At 66.6% G+C, this 20,440-nt stretch carries 23 protein-coding genes and 1 riboswitch; of the genes, 3 read left to right on the top strand and 20 right to left on the bottom strand.

Annotation, left to right across the window (positions count from 1 at the left end; translation table 11 throughout):
- Nucleotides 1-71: 71 nt before the first annotated feature.
- From lgt to hisI, 8 genes are all read right to left on the bottom strand, one after another.
- Nucleotides 72-1,103 carry a prolipoprotein diacylglyceryl transferase gene (lgt, locus tag ABD687_RS01255; RefSeq protein WP_310287923.1) on the bottom strand — a complete coding sequence of 344 codons (1,032 nt, stop codon included), beginning with the start codon at nt 1,101-1,103 and terminating at the stop codon, nt 72-74.
- Nucleotides 1,100-1,894, bottom strand: a complete 795-nt coding sequence (trpA, locus tag ABD687_RS01250) for a tryptophan synthase subunit alpha (RefSeq protein WP_372342875.1) — start codon at nt 1,892-1,894, stop codon at nt 1,100-1,102. Before trpA ends, lgt begins: the two co-directional genes overlap by 4 nt.
- The gene (gene trpB, locus ABD687_RS01245) at nt 1,891-3,171 is read right to left on the bottom strand and encodes a tryptophan synthase subunit beta (protein WP_310293341.1); all 1,281 of its coding nucleotides are present in this window, start codon (nt 3,169-3,171) and stop codon (nt 1,891-1,893) included. The genes trpA and trpB overlap by 4 nt, the downstream gene beginning before the upstream one ends.
- Before the next feature lie 63 nt (nt 3,172-3,234).
- Nucleotides 3,235-4,065, bottom strand: coding sequence for an indole-3-glycerol phosphate synthase TrpC (trpC, locus tag ABD687_RS01240; RefSeq protein WP_264269184.1), 831 nt, complete (start codon nt 4,063-4,065; stop codon nt 3,235-3,237).
- A 2-nt stretch (nt 4,066-4,067) separates the two neighbouring features.
- On the bottom strand, nt 4,068-4,319 hold the full coding sequence (locus tag ABD687_RS01235) for an HGxxPAAW family protein (RefSeq protein ID WP_310287925.1): 252 nt from the start codon (nt 4,317-4,319) through the stop codon (nt 4,068-4,070).
- A 113-nt stretch (nt 4,320-4,432) separates the two neighbouring features.
- Entirely contained in the window at nt 4,433-5,038 is a 606-nt protein-coding gene (locus ABD687_RS01230) for a Trp biosynthesis-associated membrane protein (RefSeq protein WP_302266229.1), read from the bottom strand.
- Complete coding sequence (locus tag ABD687_RS01225; protein ID WP_310287928.1) at nt 5,035-6,594, bottom strand: anthranilate synthase component I; 1,560 nt, start codon at nt 6,592-6,594, stop codon at nt 5,035-5,037. The genes ABD687_RS01230 and ABD687_RS01225 overlap by 4 nt, the downstream gene beginning before the upstream one ends.
- A 46-nt stretch (nt 6,595-6,640) precedes the next feature.
- On the bottom strand, nt 6,641-7,042 hold the full coding sequence (hisI, locus tag ABD687_RS01220; protein WP_264269188.1) for a phosphoribosyl-AMP cyclohydrolase: 402 nt from the start codon (nt 7,040-7,042) through the stop codon (nt 6,641-6,643).
- Between hisI and ABD687_RS20680 the strand changes: the two genes are divergently transcribed.
- Nucleotides 6,936-7,643, top strand: coding sequence for a LuxR C-terminal-related transcriptional regulator (locus ABD687_RS20680; protein ID WP_377700380.1), 708 nt, complete (start codon nt 6,936-6,938; stop codon nt 7,641-7,643). The two genes, hisI and ABD687_RS20680, sit on opposite strands and share 107 nt — an antisense overlap.
- A gap of 38 nt (nt 7,644-7,681) precedes the next feature.
- Nucleotides 7,682-8,314 carry a TIGR03085 family metal-binding protein gene (locus tag ABD687_RS01215; protein ID WP_310287930.1) on the top strand — a complete coding sequence of 211 codons (633 nt, stop codon included), beginning with the start codon at nt 7,682-7,684 and terminating at the stop codon, nt 8,312-8,314.
- Nucleotides 8,315-8,336: 22 nt separating this feature from the next.
- Here ABD687_RS01215 and ABD687_RS01210 read toward each other — a convergent pair whose 3' ends face one another.
- Nucleotides 8,337-10,340 carry an amidase gene (locus tag ABD687_RS01210; protein WP_310287931.1) on the bottom strand — a complete coding sequence of 668 codons (2,004 nt, stop codon included), beginning with the start codon at nt 10,338-10,340 and terminating at the stop codon, nt 8,337-8,339.
- Nucleotides 10,341-10,500: 160 nt separating this feature from the next.
- Between ABD687_RS01210 and ABD687_RS01205 the strand changes: the two genes are divergently transcribed.
- Nucleotides 10,501-11,070, top strand: coding sequence for a TetR/AcrR family transcriptional regulator (locus tag ABD687_RS01205; protein ID WP_310287933.1), 570 nt, complete (start codon nt 10,501-10,503; stop codon nt 11,068-11,070).
- Here ABD687_RS01205 and ABD687_RS01200 read toward each other — a convergent pair.
- The 11 genes from ABD687_RS01200 to rpe form a co-directional block, all read right to left on the bottom strand.
- Nucleotides 11,067-11,834 carry a GNAT family N-acetyltransferase gene (locus ABD687_RS01200; protein WP_310287934.1) on the bottom strand — a complete coding sequence of 256 codons (768 nt, stop codon included), beginning with the start codon at nt 11,832-11,834 and terminating at the stop codon, nt 11,067-11,069. The genes ABD687_RS01205 and ABD687_RS01200 overlap by 4 nt on opposite strands.
- Complete coding sequence (gene hisF, locus ABD687_RS01195; RefSeq protein WP_264269193.1) at nt 11,809-12,579, bottom strand: imidazole glycerol phosphate synthase subunit HisF; 771 nt, start codon at nt 12,577-12,579, stop codon at nt 11,809-11,811. The genes ABD687_RS01200 and hisF overlap by 26 nt, the downstream gene beginning before the upstream one ends.
- Nucleotides 12,580-12,646: 67 nt before the next feature.
- Nucleotides 12,647-13,495, bottom strand: coding sequence for an ATP phosphoribosyltransferase (gene hisG / locus ABD687_RS01190; RefSeq protein ID WP_264269194.1), 849 nt, complete (start codon nt 13,493-13,495; stop codon nt 12,647-12,649).
- Nucleotides 13,496-13,605: 110 nt separating this feature from the next.
- Entirely contained in the window at nt 13,606-13,869 is a 264-nt protein-coding gene (locus ABD687_RS01185) for a phosphoribosyl-ATP diphosphatase (RefSeq protein ID WP_264269195.1), read from the bottom strand.
- A 238-nt stretch (nt 13,870-14,107) separates the two neighbouring features.
- Nucleotides 14,108-14,773 (bottom strand): DNA methyltransferase, encoded by a 666-nt coding sequence (locus tag ABD687_RS01180; protein WP_310287938.1) that lies wholly within the window; start codon nt 14,771-14,773, stop codon nt 14,108-14,110.
- A gap of 482 nt (nt 14,774-15,255) precedes the next feature.
- Nucleotides 15,256-15,738, bottom strand: coding sequence for a 6,7-dimethyl-8-ribityllumazine synthase (ribH, locus tag ABD687_RS01175; protein ID WP_310287940.1), 483 nt, complete (start codon nt 15,736-15,738; stop codon nt 15,256-15,258).
- Complete coding sequence (ribB, locus tag ABD687_RS01170) at nt 15,735-17,018, bottom strand: 3,4-dihydroxy-2-butanone-4-phosphate synthase (RefSeq protein ID WP_310287943.1); 1,284 nt, start codon at nt 17,016-17,018, stop codon at nt 15,735-15,737. Before ribB ends, ribH begins: the two co-directional genes overlap by 4 nt.
- Nucleotides 17,015-17,647 (bottom strand): riboflavin synthase, encoded by a 633-nt coding sequence (locus ABD687_RS01165; RefSeq protein ID WP_310287946.1) that lies wholly within the window; start codon nt 17,645-17,647, stop codon nt 17,015-17,017. The genes ribB and ABD687_RS01165 overlap by 4 nt, the downstream gene beginning before the upstream one ends.
- 11 nt (nt 17,648-17,658) lie before the next feature.
- The gene (gene ribD / locus ABD687_RS01160; protein ID WP_310287947.1) at nt 17,659-18,711 is read right to left on the bottom strand and encodes a bifunctional diaminohydroxyphosphoribosylaminopyrimidine deaminase/5-amino-6-(5-phosphoribosylamino)uracil reductase RibD; all 1,053 of its coding nucleotides are present in this window, start codon (nt 18,709-18,711) and stop codon (nt 17,659-17,661) included.
- Nucleotides 18,711-19,412 (bottom strand): nicotinamide riboside transporter PnuC, encoded by a 702-nt coding sequence (gene pnuC, locus ABD687_RS01155; protein ID WP_264271826.1) that lies wholly within the window; start codon nt 19,410-19,412, stop codon nt 18,711-18,713. The genes ribD and pnuC overlap by 1 nt, the downstream gene beginning before the upstream one ends.
- 154 nt (nt 19,413-19,566) lie before the next feature.
- Nucleotides 19,567-19,712: riboswitch (FMN riboswitch) on the bottom strand.
- A 21-nt stretch (nt 19,713-19,733) separates the two neighbouring features.
- On the bottom strand, nt 19,734-20,405 hold the full coding sequence (gene rpe / locus ABD687_RS01150; protein WP_310287950.1) for a ribulose-phosphate 3-epimerase: 672 nt from the start codon (nt 20,403-20,405) through the stop codon (nt 19,734-19,736).
- Nucleotides 20,406-20,440: the final 35 nt, after the last annotated feature.

Genomic DNA, 20,440 nt, shown 5'->3' with positions numbered 1-20,440 from the left:
TTCCGGATAGGAAGGAGGGGACCGGTCTTGGCTCGGTTATCGCGGATCGGGATTCGGCGGGTGCCGAAGTGCTACTTGTTTCCCGCTTCGGGGCCGGACTCGCCGGTGTCCTTGGCGCTGCCGTTCTCGTGATCGGCTGGCTTCGCGGCGTCCGTTGGCTTGGCGGCATCTGCGGGCTTGGCGGATTCCGTCACCTCGGCCTTGGGCTCGCGGCCCGGAAGATAGACACCGGGATCCGGCTGCGGGCGCAGCTTGCGGAACACGAAGACCAGTCCGGTGGCGCCCAGGACAACCATGGCAATGGCCAGCCACATGTGCACGCGCAACCCGATGCCCAGGATGTAAATGGTGTCTGCGGCGTCGATGCGCATGGTTTCCATGATGATGCGGCCGATGCCATACCAGATGAGGTAGGACCAGAACATGGCCCCGCGGCGGAGCTTGAACCTGCGATCCAGCGCAATCAGCAGCAGGACCCCCGCCACGTTCCACAGTGATTCGTAGAGGAACGTGGGATGGAACAGCGTTCCGGCCGGGATTCCCGGGGGGAAGTTGAAGCTGTTCGGATCAATTTCCAGGCCCCACGGCAACGTGGTGGGCGCACCGAAGAGCTCCTGGTTGAACCAGTTACCCCAGCGCCCGAAGGCCTGGGCGAGCAGCACGCCGGGAGCAGCCGCGTCCAGGAACGCCGAGAGGCGCACTCCGGCACGGCGGCAGGCGATCAGTGCACCGACGGTGCCGAGGCTGATGGCCCCCATGATGCCCAGGCCGCCGGCCCAGATCTGCGGGATCTCGGCCAGGTGCGCACTCTGACCGTTGAAGCCGAAGTAGTAGTCGGGATCGGTGACCAGCACGTGGTACAGCCGCCCGCCCACGATCCCGAAGGGGATCGCCCAGATGCAGATGTCCCAGACCACGTCCTCCGGTCCGCCCTTGGCGCGCCAGCGGCGGGCGGTGATCCACATGGCGGCGATGATGCCGAACATGATGCAGATGGCGTAGGCGTGGATGGTCAACGGGCCGAGGGAGAACTTCGAGAACTCCGCCGGAGGGCTCGGGATCGAGGCGAGCACGTTGGTTCCCGCCACAGCCAGCTGCATCATGCCTTCACTGTCCGACCGCTAAGTTCCGCGGTGAGCTCGGCTACCGCCTTCACTCCCCCGTCGCGCAGGGCTGCAACCAGTGCGGTGCCCACGATGACTCCGTCGGAGTAGGCCCCGATCTCTTCGACGTGCTTGCGCTGCGAGACGCCGAGCCCGACGCAGGCGTTTTCGGCGCCGGCGGCGTGGGCCGCGGTGACCACTGCCGCTGCGGCGTCGGAGACCTCGGCGCGGGCGCCGGTGACGCCCATGACGGAGACGCAGTAGACGAAGCCTCGGCTGGCTTCCACGGTGGCCTTCATGCGGGCCTCGGTGGAGGACGGTGCGACCAGGAAGACGCGGTCAAGTCCGTACTTGTCGGAGGCCTCCATCCATTCGGCTGCCTCGTCCGGAACCAGGTCCGGGGTGATCAGCCCGGCGCCGCCGGCCTCTGCCAGGCGGCGGGAGAACTCGTCCACGCCCATGCGCAGCACAGGGTTCCAGTACGTCATGATCATGACGGTGGCCGAACAGCGGGAGGTGATGCCCTTGACGATGTCGAAGACCTGGGCGACCTTGAAGCCCTGGGCCAGGGATTGCACGGTGGCGGCCTGGATGACGGAACCGTCCATGACGGGGTCCGAGTACGGGATGCCGACCTCGATGATGTCGGCGCCGTTCTCGGCCATCGCGACAGCTGCGTCAATGGTGCCCTGCACGTCGGGGAAGCCGGCGGGCAGGTAGCAGATCAGCGCCGGGCGGCCTTCGGCGCGGGCTGCGGCGATCGCCGCGGCACTCTTGGATACGGGGCTCACTTGGCGTCCTTTTCGGTGTCGATGAGGTTGAACCATTCCGCTGCGGTTCCCACGTCCTTGTCGCCGCGGCCCGAAAGGTTGGCGATGATGATGGTTTCCTCCGGCACCGCGCCGGCGGCGATCTTGCGCTGCGCGATCCTCAGCACGCCGGCCAGGGCGTGGGAGGACTCGATGGCCGGGATGATGCCCTCGGTGCGGCAGAGCAGCGAGAAGGCGTCCATGGCCTCGGTGTCGGTGACCGGTTCGTAGTTCACGCGTCCGATGTCCGCCAGGTAGGCGTGTTCCGGGCCGACACTCGGGTAGTCAAGGCCTGCGGAGATGGAGTGGGAATCGACGGTCTGGCCGTCGTCGTCCTGCATCAGGTAGCTCTTGGCACCGTGCAGCACGCCCGGCAGGCCCAGCGTGATGGCCGCTGCGTGGCGGCCGGTGTCGACGCCGTCGCCGCCGGCCTCGAAGCCGTAAAGCTCCACCGAGGGGTCATCCAGGAAACCGTGGAAAAGGCCGATGGCGTTCGAGCCGCCGCCGATGCAGGCAGCCACGGCGTCGGGCAGGCGTCCGGCCTGGGCGATGATCTGCTCGCGGGCTTCCTCACCGATGACCTCGTGGAAGTAGCGGACCATGGCGGGGAACGGGTGTCCGCCGGCGACGGTGCCCAGCAAGTAATGGGTGTTGTGCACGTTGGCGACCCAGTCGCGCAGGGCCTCGTTGATGGCGTCCTTGAGCGTCTGCGAGCCTGCCGTCACCGGGATGACGGTGGCACCGAGCAGCCGCATGCGCGCCACGTTCAGCGCCTGCCGGCGGGTGTCCTCCGCGCCCATGTAGACCACGCATTCCAGGCCCATGAGGGCAGCTGCGGTGGCCGAGGCAACGCCGTGCTGGCCCGCTCCGGTCTCGGCAATGATGCGGGTCTTGCCCATGCGCTTGGCCAGCAGCGCCTGGCCGAGGACGTTGTTGATCTTGTGGCTGCCGGTGTGGTTCAGGTCCTCGCGCTTGAGGAAGACTCGCACTCCGCCCGCGGCTTCGGAGAAGCGCTTGGCCTCGGTGAGCAGGGAGGGACGGCCCGTGTAGTTCTTGTTCAGGTCCTTGACCTGGGCAATGAATTCCGGGTCGGCCTTGGCTGCCTCGAACGTCTCGTTGAGCTCGTCCATGGCGGCAATCAGCGACTCGGGCATCCAGCGTCCGCCGTAGGCACCGAAGTACGGGCCCGCGGCATGCCGCAACGAGTGGGAGGGGGCGGACTCGGACTGGCTTTCGCCCGTGTCCTGGTCACCTGTCATCGGGTTCATCTGGCGCATCCTTCTCTTGCTCAGGAATTCTTCGAGGGGTGTGTGGGGGTTGTGTCAGCTGGCGCGTGCTGGCTTGGCGGCGGTCCCGGAGGCAATGAAGCGCTCGATCGCCGCGCGCGGGTCGTTGTCCTTGACCAGCGCCTCTCCCACCAGGATCGCGTCTGCTCCGTGGCTTGCATAGTGCTCGACGTCGGCCACGTCGCGCACGCCGGATTCGGCCACGATGACGACGCCGGAGGGGATGTGGGCGGCAAGCCGGGAGAAGTTCTCGCGGTCCACGTCCAGCGTCTTGAGGTTGCGCACGTTCACGCCGATGATCTTTGACCCGAGCTTCACGGCACGGGCGATTTCTTCCTCGGTGTGCGTCTCGACCAGGGCGTTCATGCCCAGGGCATGGGTCAGGTCCAGGAACTCGCGCAATTGCGCGTCATCCAGGGCCGCCACGATCAGCAACACCAGGTCGGCGCCGTGGGCGCGGGCCTCGAAGATCTGGTAGGGATCAACGGTGAAGTCCTTGCGCAGCAGCGGGATCTCCACCGCGGCGCGCACGGCGTCGAAGTCGGCCAGAGATCCGCCGAAGCGGCGCTCCTCGGTCAGCACCGAGATCACGGAGGCACCGCCGGCCTCGTAGGAGGCGGCCAGTTCGGCTGGCTCGCCGATGTCTGCAAGGGCGCCCTTGGAGGGCGACTTCCGCTTCACCTCGGAGATCACGTGCAGCGTGTTTCCGCGTTGGGACGCGTCAAGGTGTCCGCCCAGGGCAGCGTAGGCGTCGAGCGCGGGAACGGCCGCCGCGGCCGCCGCCTCGATTTGCTCCTGGCCGATGATGGACCGACGGGCGTCCAGATCGATCTGAACGCCCGCGATGATATCTGTCAGTACACTCACGGCTAGTGCGAGTCGCCGGACCTGGAACCGTTGACGCCGAAGCCGGCCTTCTTCATGGCCCAGCCGACGATCAGGCCGACGACCACGATGGCGCAGCCAACGTAGACGAAGGTCGGGTTGTGTCCGGCGAAGGCGATGCAGCCGACGACGAAGCCAACCAACATGACGAAGACCATTGACCATGCGGCCTTGGAGTTGCCGTGTCCGATTTCCTCGGCGTGCATTGGATCGATCTGGGTGTTGGCGTTAGCCATGGTGGGATACTCCTACTCACCTCGTGCGAATCGGGATTTTTCCCGATAAATCTCTTGGCTTCCATTCTGCCATTCTTTGCAGCGATGGCATGCCATGTTGCGTCGTGTGCGCGTTAACCGGTGGGATCGTCCCCGCGGGACAGCGAGTCCCAGCCGGAGATCTCGTCGATTGGGCCATTTGACGCTGCGCCCGGACGCCCCGCGGCCGTTGCTGCGGCGTCGCGGGAATATTTGCGGGATCCGGCCCAGTGTCGTCCGGCCACAGCCAGCAGCACCGCGTCGGCCACGAGAACCGCGCCGGCCAGCGCAGCGGCCCAGGGCCAGAAGGTCACGTCGTAGGCGCCGCCGGAGGCGTTCAGTCCGGTGGCTTCCCCGACCTTGGTCGTTGCAGCGAGCACCGGGTCGGCAAGCACCGAGACTGCCGAGGCGATGATTCCTCCGCCGACCAGCAACAGGATCGCTGCGATGATCCAGCGGGCCACCTTGCCGGCGATCATTGCCGCCAGCGAGCCGGCCAGGGCCACCACCGCCAGTGCCGCCACTGCGGCCGCGGCGTCGGAACCCGCCACTTCGATGAGCGGAATCCTTACCGAGCCCACCTCCGGCTGGACGTTGATCCAGGTCCGGGTGCTGGTGGCCAGCGCGAGGACCGCGCCGAAAAGGCCCAGGAGCATGACGTTGCGCTTGGATCCCCTGCGCGGTTTGGTTTCCTCGCTCATGCCTGGGTGCCGTCCACTTGTGCCGGCGCCATGGTCCCTGCGGCCCAGACGGCCCGCAGGGGGGCTGCCGACTTGTTGATGGTTTCCAAGGCTTCGGCGTCGAGGTCGGAGTCCGCGACGATGCCGCCGCCGGCCTGCACGTACGCCCGGTTGCCCTTGATCAGCGCGGAGCGGATGGCGATGGCCATGTCCATGTCCCCGGTGAAGTCCAGGTAGCCGACCACGCCGCCGTAGATGCCGCGGCGGTAGGGCTCGAGTTCATCGAGCAGCGACAGCGCCCGCGGCTTGGGCGCCCCCGAGAGGGTCCCCGCGGGGAAGGTCGCGGCGAGCACGTCGTAGCCGTCGGTGCCCGGATTCAGCTTGCCGACCACGTTGGAGACCAGGTGCATGATGTGGCTGAAGCGCTCGACCTCCATGAACTGGGTGACCTCGACCGAACCGGGCACGCAGACCTTGGAAAGGTCGTTGCGCGAGAGGTCCACCAGCATCAGGTGCTCGGCGCGTTCCTTTTCGTCGGCCAACAGGTTCTTCTCGTGCTGCTGGTCGTCCTCGTAGTTGGCCCCGCGCGGGCGCGAGCCGGCGATCGGGTGGGTGACCACGTGGTCGTCGTTGACCGTGACCAGGGCCTCGGGCGAGGAGCCAACGATGGAATACGCCTTGCCGTGGGCGTCCTGCAGCGTGAAGAGGTACATGTACGGGCTGGGGTTGGTGCCACGCAGGATCCGGTAGACATCCAGCGGATCGGCGTGGGTCTCCAGCTCGAAGCGGCGCGAGATCACGACCTGGAAGACCTCGCCCTCGACGATGGCCTCCTTGCCGCGCAACACCGCGCGGCGGTAGGAGTCCTCGTCCCAGGAGTGGGTGACGGCGTTCATCAGCGTATCGGCCGGCACATCGGTTCCGGAAAGGACCGAGACGGGGTTTTCCGCAGCCTCGCCAAGCGCGTCAAGCATCCCGGAGAGGCGCTGTACCGCGTGGTCGTAGGCGCCGTCGACGCCGTCGGCGGTGCCGTTGAAGTTGATGGCGTTGGCGATGAGCGTCAGCGTGCCGTCGGTGTTGTCGTGCACTGCCATGTCGCCGACAAGGTTCATGGCAAGTTCGGGCAGGTGCAGGTCGTCCGCCGGCGGGTTGGGCAGCTTCTCCCAGTGGCGCACCGCCTCCCACCCGATGAAGCCGACCATGCCGCTGGTCAGCGGCGGCAGGCCGTCCAGGGGTTCGGTGCGCAGGGCGCGGACGGTGTCGCGCAGGACCTCGACCGGGTTGCCTTCGCTGGGCATGCCCGCCGGCGGGGTGCCCTGCCAGTGGGCCAGGCCGTCAAGGGTGGTCAGGGTCGCGGGCGAATTCACGCCGATGAAGGAATAGCGGGACCACACTCCCCCGGCCGCGGCCGATTCCATCAGGAAGGTGCCGGGGCGTCCGCCGGCCAGCCGGCGGTAGACGGAAATGGGTGTCAGTGCGTCGGCCAGCACCCTCATGGTCACGGGAATGACGCGGCGATCCGCGGCGAGGGCGCGGAATTCCTCGCGGGTGGGTGTCAGGGCGCCGAGAGCTTGCATAAGCGAAGAATGGTCCTTGCGTGTGCGGATGGAGCGGGTGGAAAGGTCAGGAAACGCGTCGGCCCACGACGGCGGGCAGTTCGCGTCCGTCGAAGCAGGTGCGCGTCCCGGTGTGGCAGGCCGCGCCGATCTGGTCGACGATGACCAGCAAGGCGTCGCCGTCGCAGTCAAGGGCCACTGAGCGGACCAGCTGGGAGTGGCCGGAGGTGTCGCCCTTGCGCCAGTATTCGTTGCGGGACCGGGACCAGAAGGTCACCCTCCCGGTGGTCAGGGTGCGACGCAGCGCCTCCTCGTCCATCCATCCGAGCATCAGCACCTCGCCGCTGCCATGTTGCTGGACAATGGCCGCGACAAGCCCGGCCTCGTCCTTCTTCAGGGCGGCGGAAATCTGGGCGGACAGTTTCCCGTCAACGGAGGCGGGGGCGGCGAAGGCTGGGTTCTGCGACATCAGTACCAGTCTAGTGCCACGGGCGGTGAAACCCGTCCCGAAACACGTTTGCGCCCCCGGCCACCCGTCGGCCTTCACCTCCACGGCCTACGGCGCGATTCACGCCTGTTGGCCTCACCGGGCATCCGGGAGCCCAGCCGTTGGGCCTACGCAGGTGGTCGGAACCGCCGGCCCCGCATGCCGATCATCCAGCGGGGAAAGACCTCCCCCGGTGCTGCGCCAGCCCGAGGGTGGGCAAGGCTCCGAGCGCGCCTGCGGTGGCCAGGTAGAGGACGAAACCGCCCGCCTCGTCGCCCAGGCGAGGACCACAGCGGAGATCACCGAGACGCTCTTCCTGTCACCGGGCACGGTCAAGAACCACGTCGCGGGAATCCAGCGCAAGCCTGGCGTGGGACTCGGGTCGGGCCTGCACCTGCCGTCTCGTCCACTTGTGTCCACCCGCGCTTCGTGCCCGGGCTCGGTCCCCGCGCCATGGAGGACAATGGGCAGGCACTCCTCCTGCGTCCCGACGCCGGGAGCGTGGCACTCGACACCAATGCCGTGCTTAATGGTCCATTCGCGGCGGACCGTTCTGACGCGGCTTGGGCGCGGAGCGAAATAGAAGCTCCATGCGCCCCCGAACGTGTTAGTTTCGAAGTGATGCATTTCGTCCCAGCCTCGCGTGAAGTATTGGCCGAAGTCCTGCTGGCAGCAGGGCCGACGGCTCCCACATTGTGCGCCGGATGGCAGACCCGCCACCTCGCCGCGCACCTGATCATTCGGGAGCAGTCCCTGCTTGCTGCGGGACTGGTCATCAAACCACTGGCGCACCGCATGGAGGCCGAGCTGGACCGGCGTGCGGACGTGGCCGGGGACCGCGACGCCTACGCCAGCCTCGTCAACGAATTCTTGCGCGGCGCCCCCAGGTTTTCGCCCCTGTCCAACCCGCGGGTGGACCATTCGGCGAACCTCTCCGAGTTCTTCATCCATACCGAGGATGTGCGCCGCGCATCCGACCGCTGGGTCCCCCGTGCGCTTGACGCCAAGTACGAGGATCTCCTGTGGGAGGACTTGGTGCGCCGGGCCGCGCACTACTACCGCGGCGTGGATGTCGGTATCATCCTGGTCCGCCCCGACGGGCAACGCCACGTGGCCCGCAAGGCCAGCACCTCGGTGGCCATCACCGGTCGCCCGGGCGAACTCCTGCTGCACGCCTCGGGACGCCGCGAGGAAGCACTGGTGACGTTCGAGGGTGCAGCAGAGGCCATCGCCCTGCTCTCGGTCTCGCTCTAGCCACCACTTTGGGCAGTCGGGACTAGACCTCCACGAAGTCTCCCGCCGCCACTCCCCGGCCTTCCACCACGTGCACAACGGCAAGGATCCTGCCCGCCGGGTTTGATCCAGTGGCCGCCGGCTTCCCTGCCGCCGGGAGGATTGCCGTGGCATTCCAGGTGCTGCCCGTGCGCATCACCGTGGTCGGCTCGCCGTTGACCGTCAGCCGAATCTCCGCGTCCGCCGCCGCACGGATTTCACCCTCCAGCAGCAGCCGCAGGGTGCCCCCTATGCGGTTTCCGGAATCGAGGCGACCCTCGATGGAAATTTCCGGCGATTGCGCGCCTGGCCGTCCCCGGAAAGCTGCCCGGTGGCGGTCCCCTTCAAGCTCGGGCGCCAGCGACGGAACCGGGCGCAAGGTGCCGGCGTCCTCGAACGCCCACCCCCAGCCCATGATCGCGTTGTCGGAATAGGCGGGGCCGGCAAAGGTCAGTCCCACCGGCATGCCGGTGTCTTGCATCAGCCCCATGGCCACGGTGACCGAGGGGATGCCGAGATGACGCAGGGCGTAGTTCCCATTGGAAAAGAAGACACCGTTCTCCCAGGCCCTGTCCGCCGATTCCGGGTTGGTGTCCGCATCCGCTGCCCCGACATCGGCGTTGGCAGGGAAGACGACACCGTCGAGCCGATGCTCGGCGAGCCAATTTTCGAAGAGCTCCTTGCGCAGCTTTTCCAGTGCCTTGAGCCCGTCCGGGAATCCGGGCAGCGTGGCTGGGTCCGGCAGCCCGTCGGCGGCCATCTTCACCACGTCGCGGTAGCGGTTTTCATAGTCCTCGACCTCTTCATAGCGGTCTGGGAGCGATCCGACAGGGGCCGGAAAGATCTGCAGATGCTCGACATCGGCCAGCCTGTTCAGCGCGGGGTCGTTGTTTTCCCGCAGGAACGTGTCCCATCCATGGGCGAGGAGCTCATTGAATTCCATCTCCATCCACCCCTCGGGCAGGATGCCCAGCGCACCGAGTTGTTCGCCACCCGGGGTCTTCCCCTCGTACTTTTCGATCAGCGGGAAGTCGACATCGACGACGCTGGCACCCAGGTCCTCCAGGCGGGAGCGCGCGGCGTCCCAGAGTTCCAGGACGCTGGGGCGCGGGTTGACCGGGAATCTCGGGTCCTGGCCCAAATACATGCGGGGCACGCCGAAGCGCTTGCCGGACAGGGCCTGCGGATCTGCCAGCTCCGCGTAGCTCCCGGGCCGGATGGCCGAGGCAGCGGGCAGAGGCACCGCTTTTTGGTGGCGCCAGAAGTCTCCCGTGGTTTCCGGATCGTCGGCGACGATCACGTCCAGCAGCCGGAACATGTCATCCATGCTCCTGGTATGCGGGACCACGACGTCGCGGGTGGGAAAGAGCGGCCAGTTGCCGCGGATGGAGATGACACCTCGCGAGGGGGTGTAGGCGCACAGGCCGTTGTTGGAGGCCGGGCTGCGGCCCGAGGAGACGGTTTCCTCTCCCATGCCGAAGACCCCCATGCTGGCCGCGGTGGCGACTCCCGATCCGTTGGAGGACCCCGAGGCGTAGGCAGCCGCCAGGTAGTCGGCGTTGTAGGGACTTTCGGCGCGCCCGTAGACACCGCGCTGCATGCCGCCGTCGGCCATGGGCGGCATGTTCGTCTTGCCCACCAGCACTCCCCCGGCCTCGCGGATGCGTGCGACAGTGAAAGCGTCGTGCTTGGCCACCAGGTCCTTGAATGCCGGCGAACCGGCAGCCACGGTGAGCCCGGCGACCATGTAGCTGTCCTTGACGGTAAATGGCACCCCCTCAAGGGAACCGCCCCGGCCGGCACTGCGGCGGCGGTCGGATTCCGCGGCCTCGGAGAAGGCGTTGGGGTTCAGCACGGCCATGGCGTTGAGGCACACCGTGGACCTGTCGAAGCGTCCCACCCGGGCAAGGTGGGCGGCGATCAGTTCGACGGCGGTGACGGTGCCGTCATCGAGCGCACGCAGGACGCCCTCGATGGAGGCTTCGTGGATGCTGAACGGCAGGGCCATGATCGGGTTCCCTTCACAAGGGGTGCTCCGGCCCTGCGCGATCGAGATGTCCGACGGGGAGGAGCATGCAAAAAATTGACTGGATATTCAGTTAAAGATAGCGTGTGGTCAACGGTTCGGGAAGACCCCGGGCCACCAAGGGAAAGATGCGGCACCGGCCATGGCCAATGACACCAGGCAGCGGATACTCGAGGCGTGCAGCATCTGCATCGCCCGTGACGGGGTCCGCGGCATGCGCGTGCAAGACGTCTGCAAACAGGCCGGCGTGTCCACGGGGCTGGTTTACTACCATTTCACCGACAGGGATGGACTGCTGGCGGCAACCCTGGAGTACGTAAACGCAGACTCGCTGGCCCAACGCGGGGAACAAGCGGACGGCGGGGGCAGGCCCCGCGGCTTGCTGCGGGACTTGCTGCTGGCCGAGATCCAGGACGACGAATCGGTGCGCGCCAAGTCGATCGTGTGGAACGAGATCAGGGCAATCGCGGTCTTTGAGCCGCCGCTGGCCGGGCATCTGTCCACGTCCACTGCCGCGTGGCAGTCCCACGTCGCGGAGCTGGTGAAGCTGCACACCGGGGCGGGGACCGGGCAGTGCCGGGATACGGCACTATTGCTCACCGCCCTGGTTGAAGGCATTTCCGGCCGCTGGCTATCGAACCAGCTGGACACCGCTGCGGCACGTGCGGCCCTCGAACGCGGGCTGGAGGCACTCCTGCCGGCGACGGCCTAGGCCGGCAACTGGCGGTAGTGGTAGCGCGACACCGTTTCAAATCCCAGGGATGCATAGAGTCCGGCTGCGATCGAGTTCTCCTCGACGACCTGCAGCCAGAGGCCTGCCAGATCCCGGCGGGCCGCCTCGGCCACCAGGGCCCGCATCACGGCCCGGCCGTATCCCCGGGAACGCGATTCCTCGCGGGTGGCCACGGCATAGATGCCGCCCAGGTCTTCCACCAGCGCCATGCGTGCGATGGCATGGACTTTCCCCTCAATGACCAGTGAGGCGTAGACGGACGGCGTATTGCCCAGGATCCGGCCACTGGCTGCCTGCGCGGCGGGCGAATGCGGTCCCTCGGATTCCCACAGGGCCTTCAGCCATGCCTCGGAGGGTGCATCCTGGAGGACGATCCCCGGATCGGGCTCGCCGGCAACGGCCCGCGCAAAGTCCTCCCGTTTCAGCGCCTGCACCAGGGTCGGGGAATCAATTGAGTAACCGCGGGCACCAAGCATCGAGTCCAGGTCGTGCGGCAGGGATTCGGGACTGATCTGGAAGACCGGCGGCAGCCCGCGGCGCCGATAGGCGGCTTCGACCTCGTCGATGGCGCCATTGGTGTTGGGCGGACCGAACAGCGGAAGCACCGAGTTGGCGCGGCGGGTGACACCCGAGGAAAAGCGGCACACCCACCCGGAGAGGTCTTCCTCCTCAAGTGCCTGCCAGCCCCGGGACATCACGGCGTCCAGTGACGCAGGACTAGCGAACCGGGAAACCGGCTTCACGGATGGCGTCCTTGACCTGCTTGATCATGTCGTCCGGGCCGAAGTGGAAGATCGAGGCGGCCAGCACCGCGTCGGCACCGGCGGCAATCGCCGGCGGGAAGTGCTCCGGTGCCCCGGCGCCGCCGGAGGCAATCAGCGGCACGGTGACGGCCGCGCGGACCGCACGGATCATCTCCAGGTCGAAGCCGTCCTTGGTGCCGTCGGCGTCAATCGAGTTCAGCAGGATTTCCCCCACGCCCCGTTCGGCGGCTTCCCTGGCCCAGGCCACGGCACAGCGGCCGGTGCCGGTGCGCCCTCCGTGGGTAGTGACCTCGAAACCGGATTCGACGTCAGGGTTCGTGGTGCGCCGGGCATCGAGCGAGAGCACCAGCACCTGGGATCCGAAGCGCTGGGTGATTTCGTTGATGACCTCGGGGCGGTCGACGGCAGCCGTGTTGATCGAGGCCTTGTCCGCCCCGGCACGCAGCAGGCGATCGACGTCCTCGGCGGCTCGCACTCCTCCGCCGACAGTCAGCGGAATGAAAATTTCCTCGGCCGTGTGGGCCACCACGTCATAAGTGGTTTCGCGCTTGGCCGAGGAGGCCGTCACATCGAGGAACGTGATTTCATCGGCACCGGCGGCGTTGTAGCGCTTGGCCAGTTCCACCGGGTCCCCGGCATCCCGGAGCCCCTCGAAGTTCACTCCCTTGACGACTCGTCCGGCATCGACATCGAGGCATGGGATCACGCGGATCGCAACGGCCATGAGGGGATCAACTCCTAGAAAAGCAATAAAGGGGAAATGTTCCGGGGCCCGGGATGCGGGCGGGGCGCTAGATGCGGCAGGCGTGGATGTTGGTGACAAGAATGGCGCGGGCGCCGATGTTGTACAGCTCGTCCATGATGTTGTTGGTGTGGCTCTTCTTGACCATGGCGCGCACGGCGACCCAGTCCGAGTCCTGCAGCGGGGAAACCGTCGGCGACTCGAGTCCCGGGGTCAACCGGGTGGCCTCGTCGACCAGGTCCCGGCGCACGTCGTAGTCGAGCATGACGTAGCGGCGGGCCACCAGCACGCCGGTGAGCCGGCGCTTGAGGACTTCGAGCCCGGCGGGGGTGCGGCCGGTGCGACCGATGAGCACTGCCTCGGACTGCAGGATGGGATCGCCGAAGACCGCCATGCCGGCTGCCTTGAGCGTGTTGCCGGTCTCCACGACGTCGGCGATGGCGTCGGCCACGCCGAGGCGCACAGAGGACTCGACGGCACCATCGAGGCGGACCACGTCTGCGGCGATGTTGTTGGTTTCCAGGTACTGGCGCAGCAGCGCGTCGTAGCTGGTCGCGATGCGCTTGCCCTGGAGCTCCTGCTGGGTTGTGAAGGTCCCGGCGGGGCCGGCGAAGCGGAAGGTGGAGGCACCGATCCCCAGCGGCAGGACCTCGTCGACGTGGTCGTTGACCTCGGCGTCCAGGTAAAGGTCTCGTCCGGTGATTCCGACATCGAGGATGCCGCCGCCGACATACACGGCGATGTCACGGGGACGGAGGTAGAAGAATTCCACGTCGTTGTCGGGGTCGACCATGACCAGTTCGCGGTTGTCGCGGCGCTGGACGTATCCGGCCTCCAACAACATGGTCGAGGCGATTTCGGACAGGGCTCCCTTGTTGGGAAGGGCTACTCGCAACATGATGCGGTTCTCTTTTCAGGCTCTGGGGGGGATATTACGGCATGTAGGACAACAAATGGTGCCTGTTGGCCACCGCGGCACGGGAGGACAGGGCGTCCCGAAAGCGGCGGCTAGAGATGCTTGTAAACGTCCTGCAGAGTCAGGCCCTTGGCCAGCATCATCACCTGAAGGTGATAAAGCAACTGGGAGATTTCTTCGGCGGCGGCCTCGTTGGTTTCGTACTCGGCAGCCATCCACACTTCGGCGGCTTCCTCCACGACCTTCTTTCCGATGCCGTGCACGCCGGAATCCAGTTCGGCGATCGTACGCGAACCTTCGGGGCGGGTCTTGGCCTTCTCGGAGAGCTCGGCGAAGAGGGTGTCAAAAGTTTTCACATAGTCAGGGTATCTTGGCCCGTTGGCCGCATTCACTACCGCACCCCCAATGTGACGAAGCACTCCCCCGCTCGGCTCAACATGACGCGGCCCTGGCACAGGTCGCGGGCGTGCCGCCAAATTGCACCACAACCACTGACGATGCTCGCCGTCACGGCTGGGAAGTGAATTTTTGCGCGATCGTTTCCCGCGGTGCCGGGCTGCCGTGCGAGGGCATCAACCTGTTGATGTGGTTTGACTAAACGCGCCGCTCAATGGGAGGCCGTTGAAATACAAGGAGCGCGTCGGACACCAAATCGTGGGGGTAGCGATCCCAGACAATCTCGGTGATCCCCACGGGCGTGAGGTGCTGCTCGAGCACGCGGGTGCAATCGCGGATCAAATGGGTGGTGCGGTCCATGTGGTGGATGTCCGCCAGATTCCACACCACGAAGCCGCCGGGCACAACGGTGCGCGCACATTGGGCGGCGACCAGCCCGAGCTCGGCCAAGTAGCGGCCGTAGTCCCCGTTGTCTTCCTCGTAGGCCGTGAGGGGGTCGGCGTCATGGTTCTCGGCGGTCATGTATGGCGGAGAGGTGAGAATGAGATCGACACCCGCGCCGGGTTCGGCAGGTGCAATGCCGCGGACAAGCCTAAGCAGCTCCCTTGCGTCTCCCTCGATGATGCGGGCGCCGGGCACCTGATCCCGTAGGTACTCCGCCCGCTCGGGTAGCAGCTCGATACCGAGGGCTTCCCGTCCCAGTGCAACTGCCCGTTTGATGGTGGTGCCGAACCCCGCGAAGGGGTCGAACACCACGTCGCCCGGTGCGCTGCACCGTTCAATGACGTGATCCACGATGGCCGAGAGCATGTGCACGTCTTCGTCGGCCCCCGGCGGACGCTCCGCCAGAAACGTGGCGTGCAAGGCGGTCAGTCGTGAATCCAAGGGGGACGTTACGGGTGTGCTCCCAGTCAATGCTTCTCCACGATCTTTCATCAGGCGAAGTCTACCGGCCGGCCGGGATATTCGCCGAGGGACAAGGCGCCGTTGTTGGTGTGGACGGCATCGCCGCGCACATCGGGCAAAGCACCGGCACTCGCGGATACGACGGCACCGGCATTTGTTACTTCGCCTTCCGCCCGCACCGGGTAGCCCGCCTCGACGTCAAGTTTGCCGTCGGCCCTGGGCCGGGCTCGATGCCCCTACTGAAGCCATCTCGCGGGAGACGGACGCCGACGGGGCGACATCGCACCTGGGCGGCTGGCTCGGCGAAGGCCGACCCTCTGAATGAGGCAATCGTGCAATCAATGGAACATAGAACAGCGCCGCCCGCTCCCCCGGCATCGATCCCTGCTAGCCGTTACCGGTGGTGCGGGCGGCAGCGCGGTGGCGGCTCGCCGAATTTGCTAGCGGCGCGCCAGTGCGACGGCTGTCTGCAGGCCCGCGCTCATGGCCTCGTAGCCTTTGTCCTCGACGGAGCCTTCCAGGCCGGCACGGGCAATGGCCTGCTCCTCGGTGTCACAGGTCAACACCCCGAAGCCCACGGGAACGCCGGTGCGCACCGTAACGTCGGTCAGGCCCATGGTCGCTCCCTGGCAGACGAAGTCGAAGTGCGGGGTGCCGCCGCGGATGACCACGCCCAGCGCGATGACGGTGTCATAGGCATGGGCCAAGCGTGCTGCGGCCACCGGCAGCTCGAAGGTGCCCGGAACGCGGATGACCTCGGGGGTGTTGATCCCGGCATCGGCGGCGGCGCGCAGGGCGCCGTCCAGGAGGCCGTCCATGATCTGGGTGTGCCAGCTGGCCGCGACGATGACTGCCCGCATTCCGGCTTCACCTGCCGCTGCCAATTCGTGGGCCCCGACGAGGGGTGCTCCGTGTCCGCTCATGATTTCACTCCTGGGTTGGTGTTTTCGTTGGATGGCAATTGCAATGAATGGTTCATCAAGTTTTGCTTGGTGCGCAGGTATTCAAGGTTTTCGGGCCGGGCAGCCACGCGGGTGGGGACGCGCTCGGAAACCGCGATTCCCGCCTGCTCCAGCCATTCTTCCTTCAACGGGTTGTTGGTGATCAACCGGATCCGGCGGATGGACAGCGCGTGGAGGATGGCCGCGGCGGCGTCGTAGTTTCGCGCGTCGACGGGAAGGCCCAGCTGCTCGTTGGCGGCTACGGTGTTGGCGCCGCCGTCCTGCAGCGCGTATGCGCGGATCTTGTTGGCCAGCCCGATGCCGCGACCCTCGTGGCCGCGCAGGTAGACCAGCACGCCGCCGTATTCGTTGATTGCCTCCAGGCCGGCGGCCAGCTGCTCCCCGCAGTCGCAGCGGTAGGAACCGAACACGTCGCCGGTGAGGCACTCGGAGTGCACGCGCACCAGCGGCTCGGCCGGCATGGTGCCGTCGGGGCCGGTGGAGCTGAGCGACAGGTGCTCGGTGCCGGTGCCGCGTTCGCGCCAGGCGCGGACCATGAATTCACCGTAGGGGGTGGGAACCCGGACCTCCGGCCCGCCCTGCACCGCGGCGGCGCTGGTGCCCACGGCCGGCTCGGCATCGGTGGTGGCCCGCCAGGCGGCCAGGTCCTCGATGCTGATCAGCGGGATGTTCCACAGGTCCGCGAATTCGCGCAGCGCAGGCAAGCGCATCATCGATCCGTCGTCATGGACGATCTCGGCAATGACCCCCACAGGCTCAAGGCCCGCTGCCTTGCACAAATCGACGCTGGCTTCGGTGTGCCCGCGGCGCACCAGCACCCCGCCGTCGACCGCGCGCAGCGGGAAGATGTGGCCCGGGCGGGTGATCAGCTCGGGGCCGGAGGCCGGATCGGCCAGGATGCGGGAAGTCAGGGCGCGGTCGGCGGCGCTGATTCCGGTGCTGACCCCGTGGGCGGCGTCGCAGGAGACGGTGTACGCGGTGCCCTTGGCGTCCTGGTTGTTTTCCACCATGGGCGGCAGGCCCATCGCGTCGGCGCGGTCCCCGTCCATCGGCGTGCACACGACACCCGAGGAATGGCGGATGGTCCAGCCCATCAGCTCCGGGGTGGCGAACTCGGCGGCGAAGATGATGTCGCCCTCGTTTTCGCGGTCAGCGTCGTCGACGACCACGACGGCCTGGCCGGCAGCCATGGCGCTGATCGCGGCGTCAATGGAGTCCAGGCGAATGGTATCGGTGATCATGATGCGCTGCTTTCGATGTTGTTGAATGAGGCAAGGCGTTCGGCGTACTTGGCCATGACATCGACTTCCAGGTTGACCGCGGAACCGGGAACGCGTTGGCCCAGGGTGGTTTCGCGCAGGGTGGTGGGGATGATCCCGACTTCGAACCACTGCTCTTTTTCGTGGGCCTCCGAGACCTCGGTGACGGTCAGCGAGATCCCGTCGATGGCGATCGAACCCTTCTTTGCCACGTATCTGGCCAGTTCGAAGGGGATGGAGAAGCGGAAGCGGTCCCAGGCACCGAGCGATTCGTGCTCCAAGAGGTGCCCGACACCGTCGACGTGGCCCTGCACGACGTGCCCGTCAAGCCGGCCGCCGGCCTGCACGCAGCGCTCGAGGTTGATGCCCTCGCCCTGGGCGAGGTCGCCGATGGTGGTGTGGCGCAGGGTCTCGCCCATGACGTCCAGGGACAGGATGTCCCCGACGATGGACGTGGCGGTCAGGCAGACGCCGTTGACGGCGATGGAGCCGCCCAGTTCCAGGTCCTCGGTATGGTTCGGCGCACTGATGTGCAAGACGACAGAGTCGGATTCCGGTGTCGCGTCCATTGCTTCGATGCGGCCCATGCCGCTGATGATTCCGGTGAACATGCTTCGATTCCTTAGGGTGTGCCGGTGCCGGTTGGCATGGGTTCAAGATGTGTAAGGGTGTCGGGCCCCAGGATGCGCACTGCGTCTCCGTCGACGGCGTCCAGGCGGAAATGCCGGGCGGAGGCAAGGGTGTCGATTCCCAGCTCCCCCACGCTTCCACGCCCGGAGCCCAGGAAGATCGGTGCCTGGTAGAGGAAGATCTCGTCGACCAGGTCCGCCGCCAGGAACGCGGTGGCCACCGACGCACCGCCTTCGATGAGCACGTGTCCGATGTCCCGGGATGCGATCCGCGCCAGGACCTCGTGCGGGTCGCGGGTGCGGACCTGCTCCCAGTTGCCGTCGGCCTTCAGTGCTGCGTCCCCGGGAATGTCCCGTTGCCCCATGACGATGCGCCGGGGTTGGGAGGCGAAGGGTTCGCCGTGTTCGTCGCGTGCGTTCAGCCGCGGGTCATCGGCCATGACGGTGCCGGTACCCACGACTATGGCGCCCACGCGGGCACGAACCTCATGGGCGTGGAGCAGCGAGCGCGGCGAGGTGATCCATTGGCTGGTTCCGTCCTTGGCGGCGATCCGTCCGTCAAGGGTTTGGGCCAGGTGCAACGTGGTGAAGGGCCGGCCGGCGGCGCGGGCTGCGAACCAGCGGTGGTTCAGCTCGGCTGCCTGGTCCTCCAGCAGCCCCTGTTCCACGTTGACTCCGGCCGCACGCAGCGTCTCCGCTCCCCCGCCGGCCACCGCGCCGCCGTCGGCGACAGCGAAGATTACGTTGCCGATTCCGGCGTCGATGATGGCGCGGGAACAGGGGCCGGTGCGGCCGGTGTGGTTGCAGGGTTCGAGGGTGACCAGCATTGTCGCGGCGCGTGCCGCGACCGGGTCGATGGAGCCCAGGCGGTTCAGCGCGTCGGCCTCGGCGTGCGGGGTGCCGGCGCCGCGATGGTAACCGGTGGCCAGGATCGTGCCGTCCGGGTCGATGATGACGGCCCCAACCAGGGGGTTGGCTCCGCGGGTGCCGCGGCGGGCCAGCTCGAGGGAAAGCCGCATGGCGGCCAGCGTTCGTGAGGGTTGCATCAGCTGTGCACCTGCACCGTCGGGTCGGGCATCTCGGTTTGGATGCTTGGCTTGGCGTCGTTCTTGGCCTTCCACCATATGAAGAACCCGACCAGCGTGAAGCACCCGTAAAAGAGGTACATGAACGCGCTGGCGTAGTATCCGGCGCCGAAGAGCAGCGGGACCCCGACCACGTCGACAAGGACCCAGATCAGCCAGAACTCGACCAGTCCCTTGGCCATGCCGTAGGTGGCCAGCAAGGAGCCGACGAAGGTCCAGGCATCGGCCCAGACAGGTGCGTAGGATCCCAGTGCGCCAAAGAGCGGGGTCAGTGCGACAGTGCCGATGATCATGATTGCAGCGAGCGACAGGCGTTCTGTGCCGGTGGCCCAGCGCGGGGTGACTGCACTTCCGCCGGATTCGCGGCTGGATTTCCAGCGCTTCCAGCCATAGAAAGACACGGCGATGAACATGATCTGGCGTCCGGCCTGGCCGAGCAGGTTGGCTGTTTGGTCGTTGCCGAAGATGCTGCCCAGGAAGACCGTCAGGAGCAGGATGTTGCCGACGATGCCAACGGGCCAAGCCCAGACCTTGCGGCGGATGCCGCCCAGGGCGGAGGCAAGTCCGAAGACGTTGCCCACCACTTCGCGTACCAGCAGTGCGCTGCTGCCTACCGTGATGTAAGAATTGAAAGCTTCAATGAGCCACCGCAGAAAATCCATCGTCCTCCTGTCAAGCCGCGATGGCTCCGGGGGTTCGATACGACGGTTCCACCTTTGCGGCCGACCCGCTGGCGAAGGATCCGGAACCAGGAAAATCTCGTGGATTCCCACCTGGCCGCGCCTTGCGCACTCGCGAGAGCGCTGGTGTTGCGTGTACGTGCTTCTCCCATCCAGACTTTAACTGTCGGTACCGGAATTTCACCAGTTCAACCAGGCTTCAAGATCCCCGGAGGGATCCCTTTGGCTTGGGTCGCGGACTTTGACCGCCGGTTCGGACTTACACCGACCCCGGAGCACGTTGTGTAGTTGTAGCTCTCAGTATTACATGGAAACGGGTGTCCGGGCTGCGAGATTTCGCAATGTGACTACTGCCTCGGCGGGATCCGCTGTTCCGTAAACCGAAGAACCGGCCACGAAGACGTCGGCCCCGGCCTCGGCCGCCCGCAGGATCGTTTCGCGGGTGACCCCGCCATCGACCTGCAGTGCGATGGGCAGGCCGGTCCCGTCAATGGCCTTTCGGGCCCTGCGGATCTTCGGCAACACGATGTCCAGGAAGGCCTGTCCGCCAAAGCCCGGCTCCACCGTCATCAGCAGCACCATGTCCAGCTCCGGGAGCATGTCCAGGTACGGCTCGATCGGCGTGGCCGGGCGCAGCGCCATCGACGATTTGGCACCGGCGGCGCGCAGGTCCCGGGCCAGCTTGATCGGGGCGGCCGAGGCCTCGGCATGGAAGGTGACCGAGGCGGCTCCGGCCTCGGCGTAGCCCGGTCCCCACCGATCCACGTCGCTGATCATCAGGTGCACGTCCAGCGGCAGCTCACTGACTTCGTTCAATCGCTGAACCACCGGCAAGCCGATGGTCAGGTTGGGCACGAAGTGGTTATCCATGACATCGACATGGACGGCGTCGGCGGTGTGGATCCGTGTGAGTTCGCGTTCGAGGTTGGTGAAGTCCGCCGAGAGGATCGACGGATTGATCTGGCAGGTACGCATGGTTTCCTTCTGGCTGCTGGCCGACGGTCCGACTG

The sequence above is a fragment of the Paeniglutamicibacter sulfureus genome, assembly GCF_039535115.1.
Taxonomy (GTDB): domain Bacteria; phylum Actinomycetota; class Actinomycetes; order Actinomycetales; family Micrococcaceae; genus Paeniglutamicibacter; species Paeniglutamicibacter sulfureus.
The sequence above is the reverse complement of the archived record's forward strand: the minus strand, read 5'-3'. Positions and strand labels throughout refer to the sequence as shown.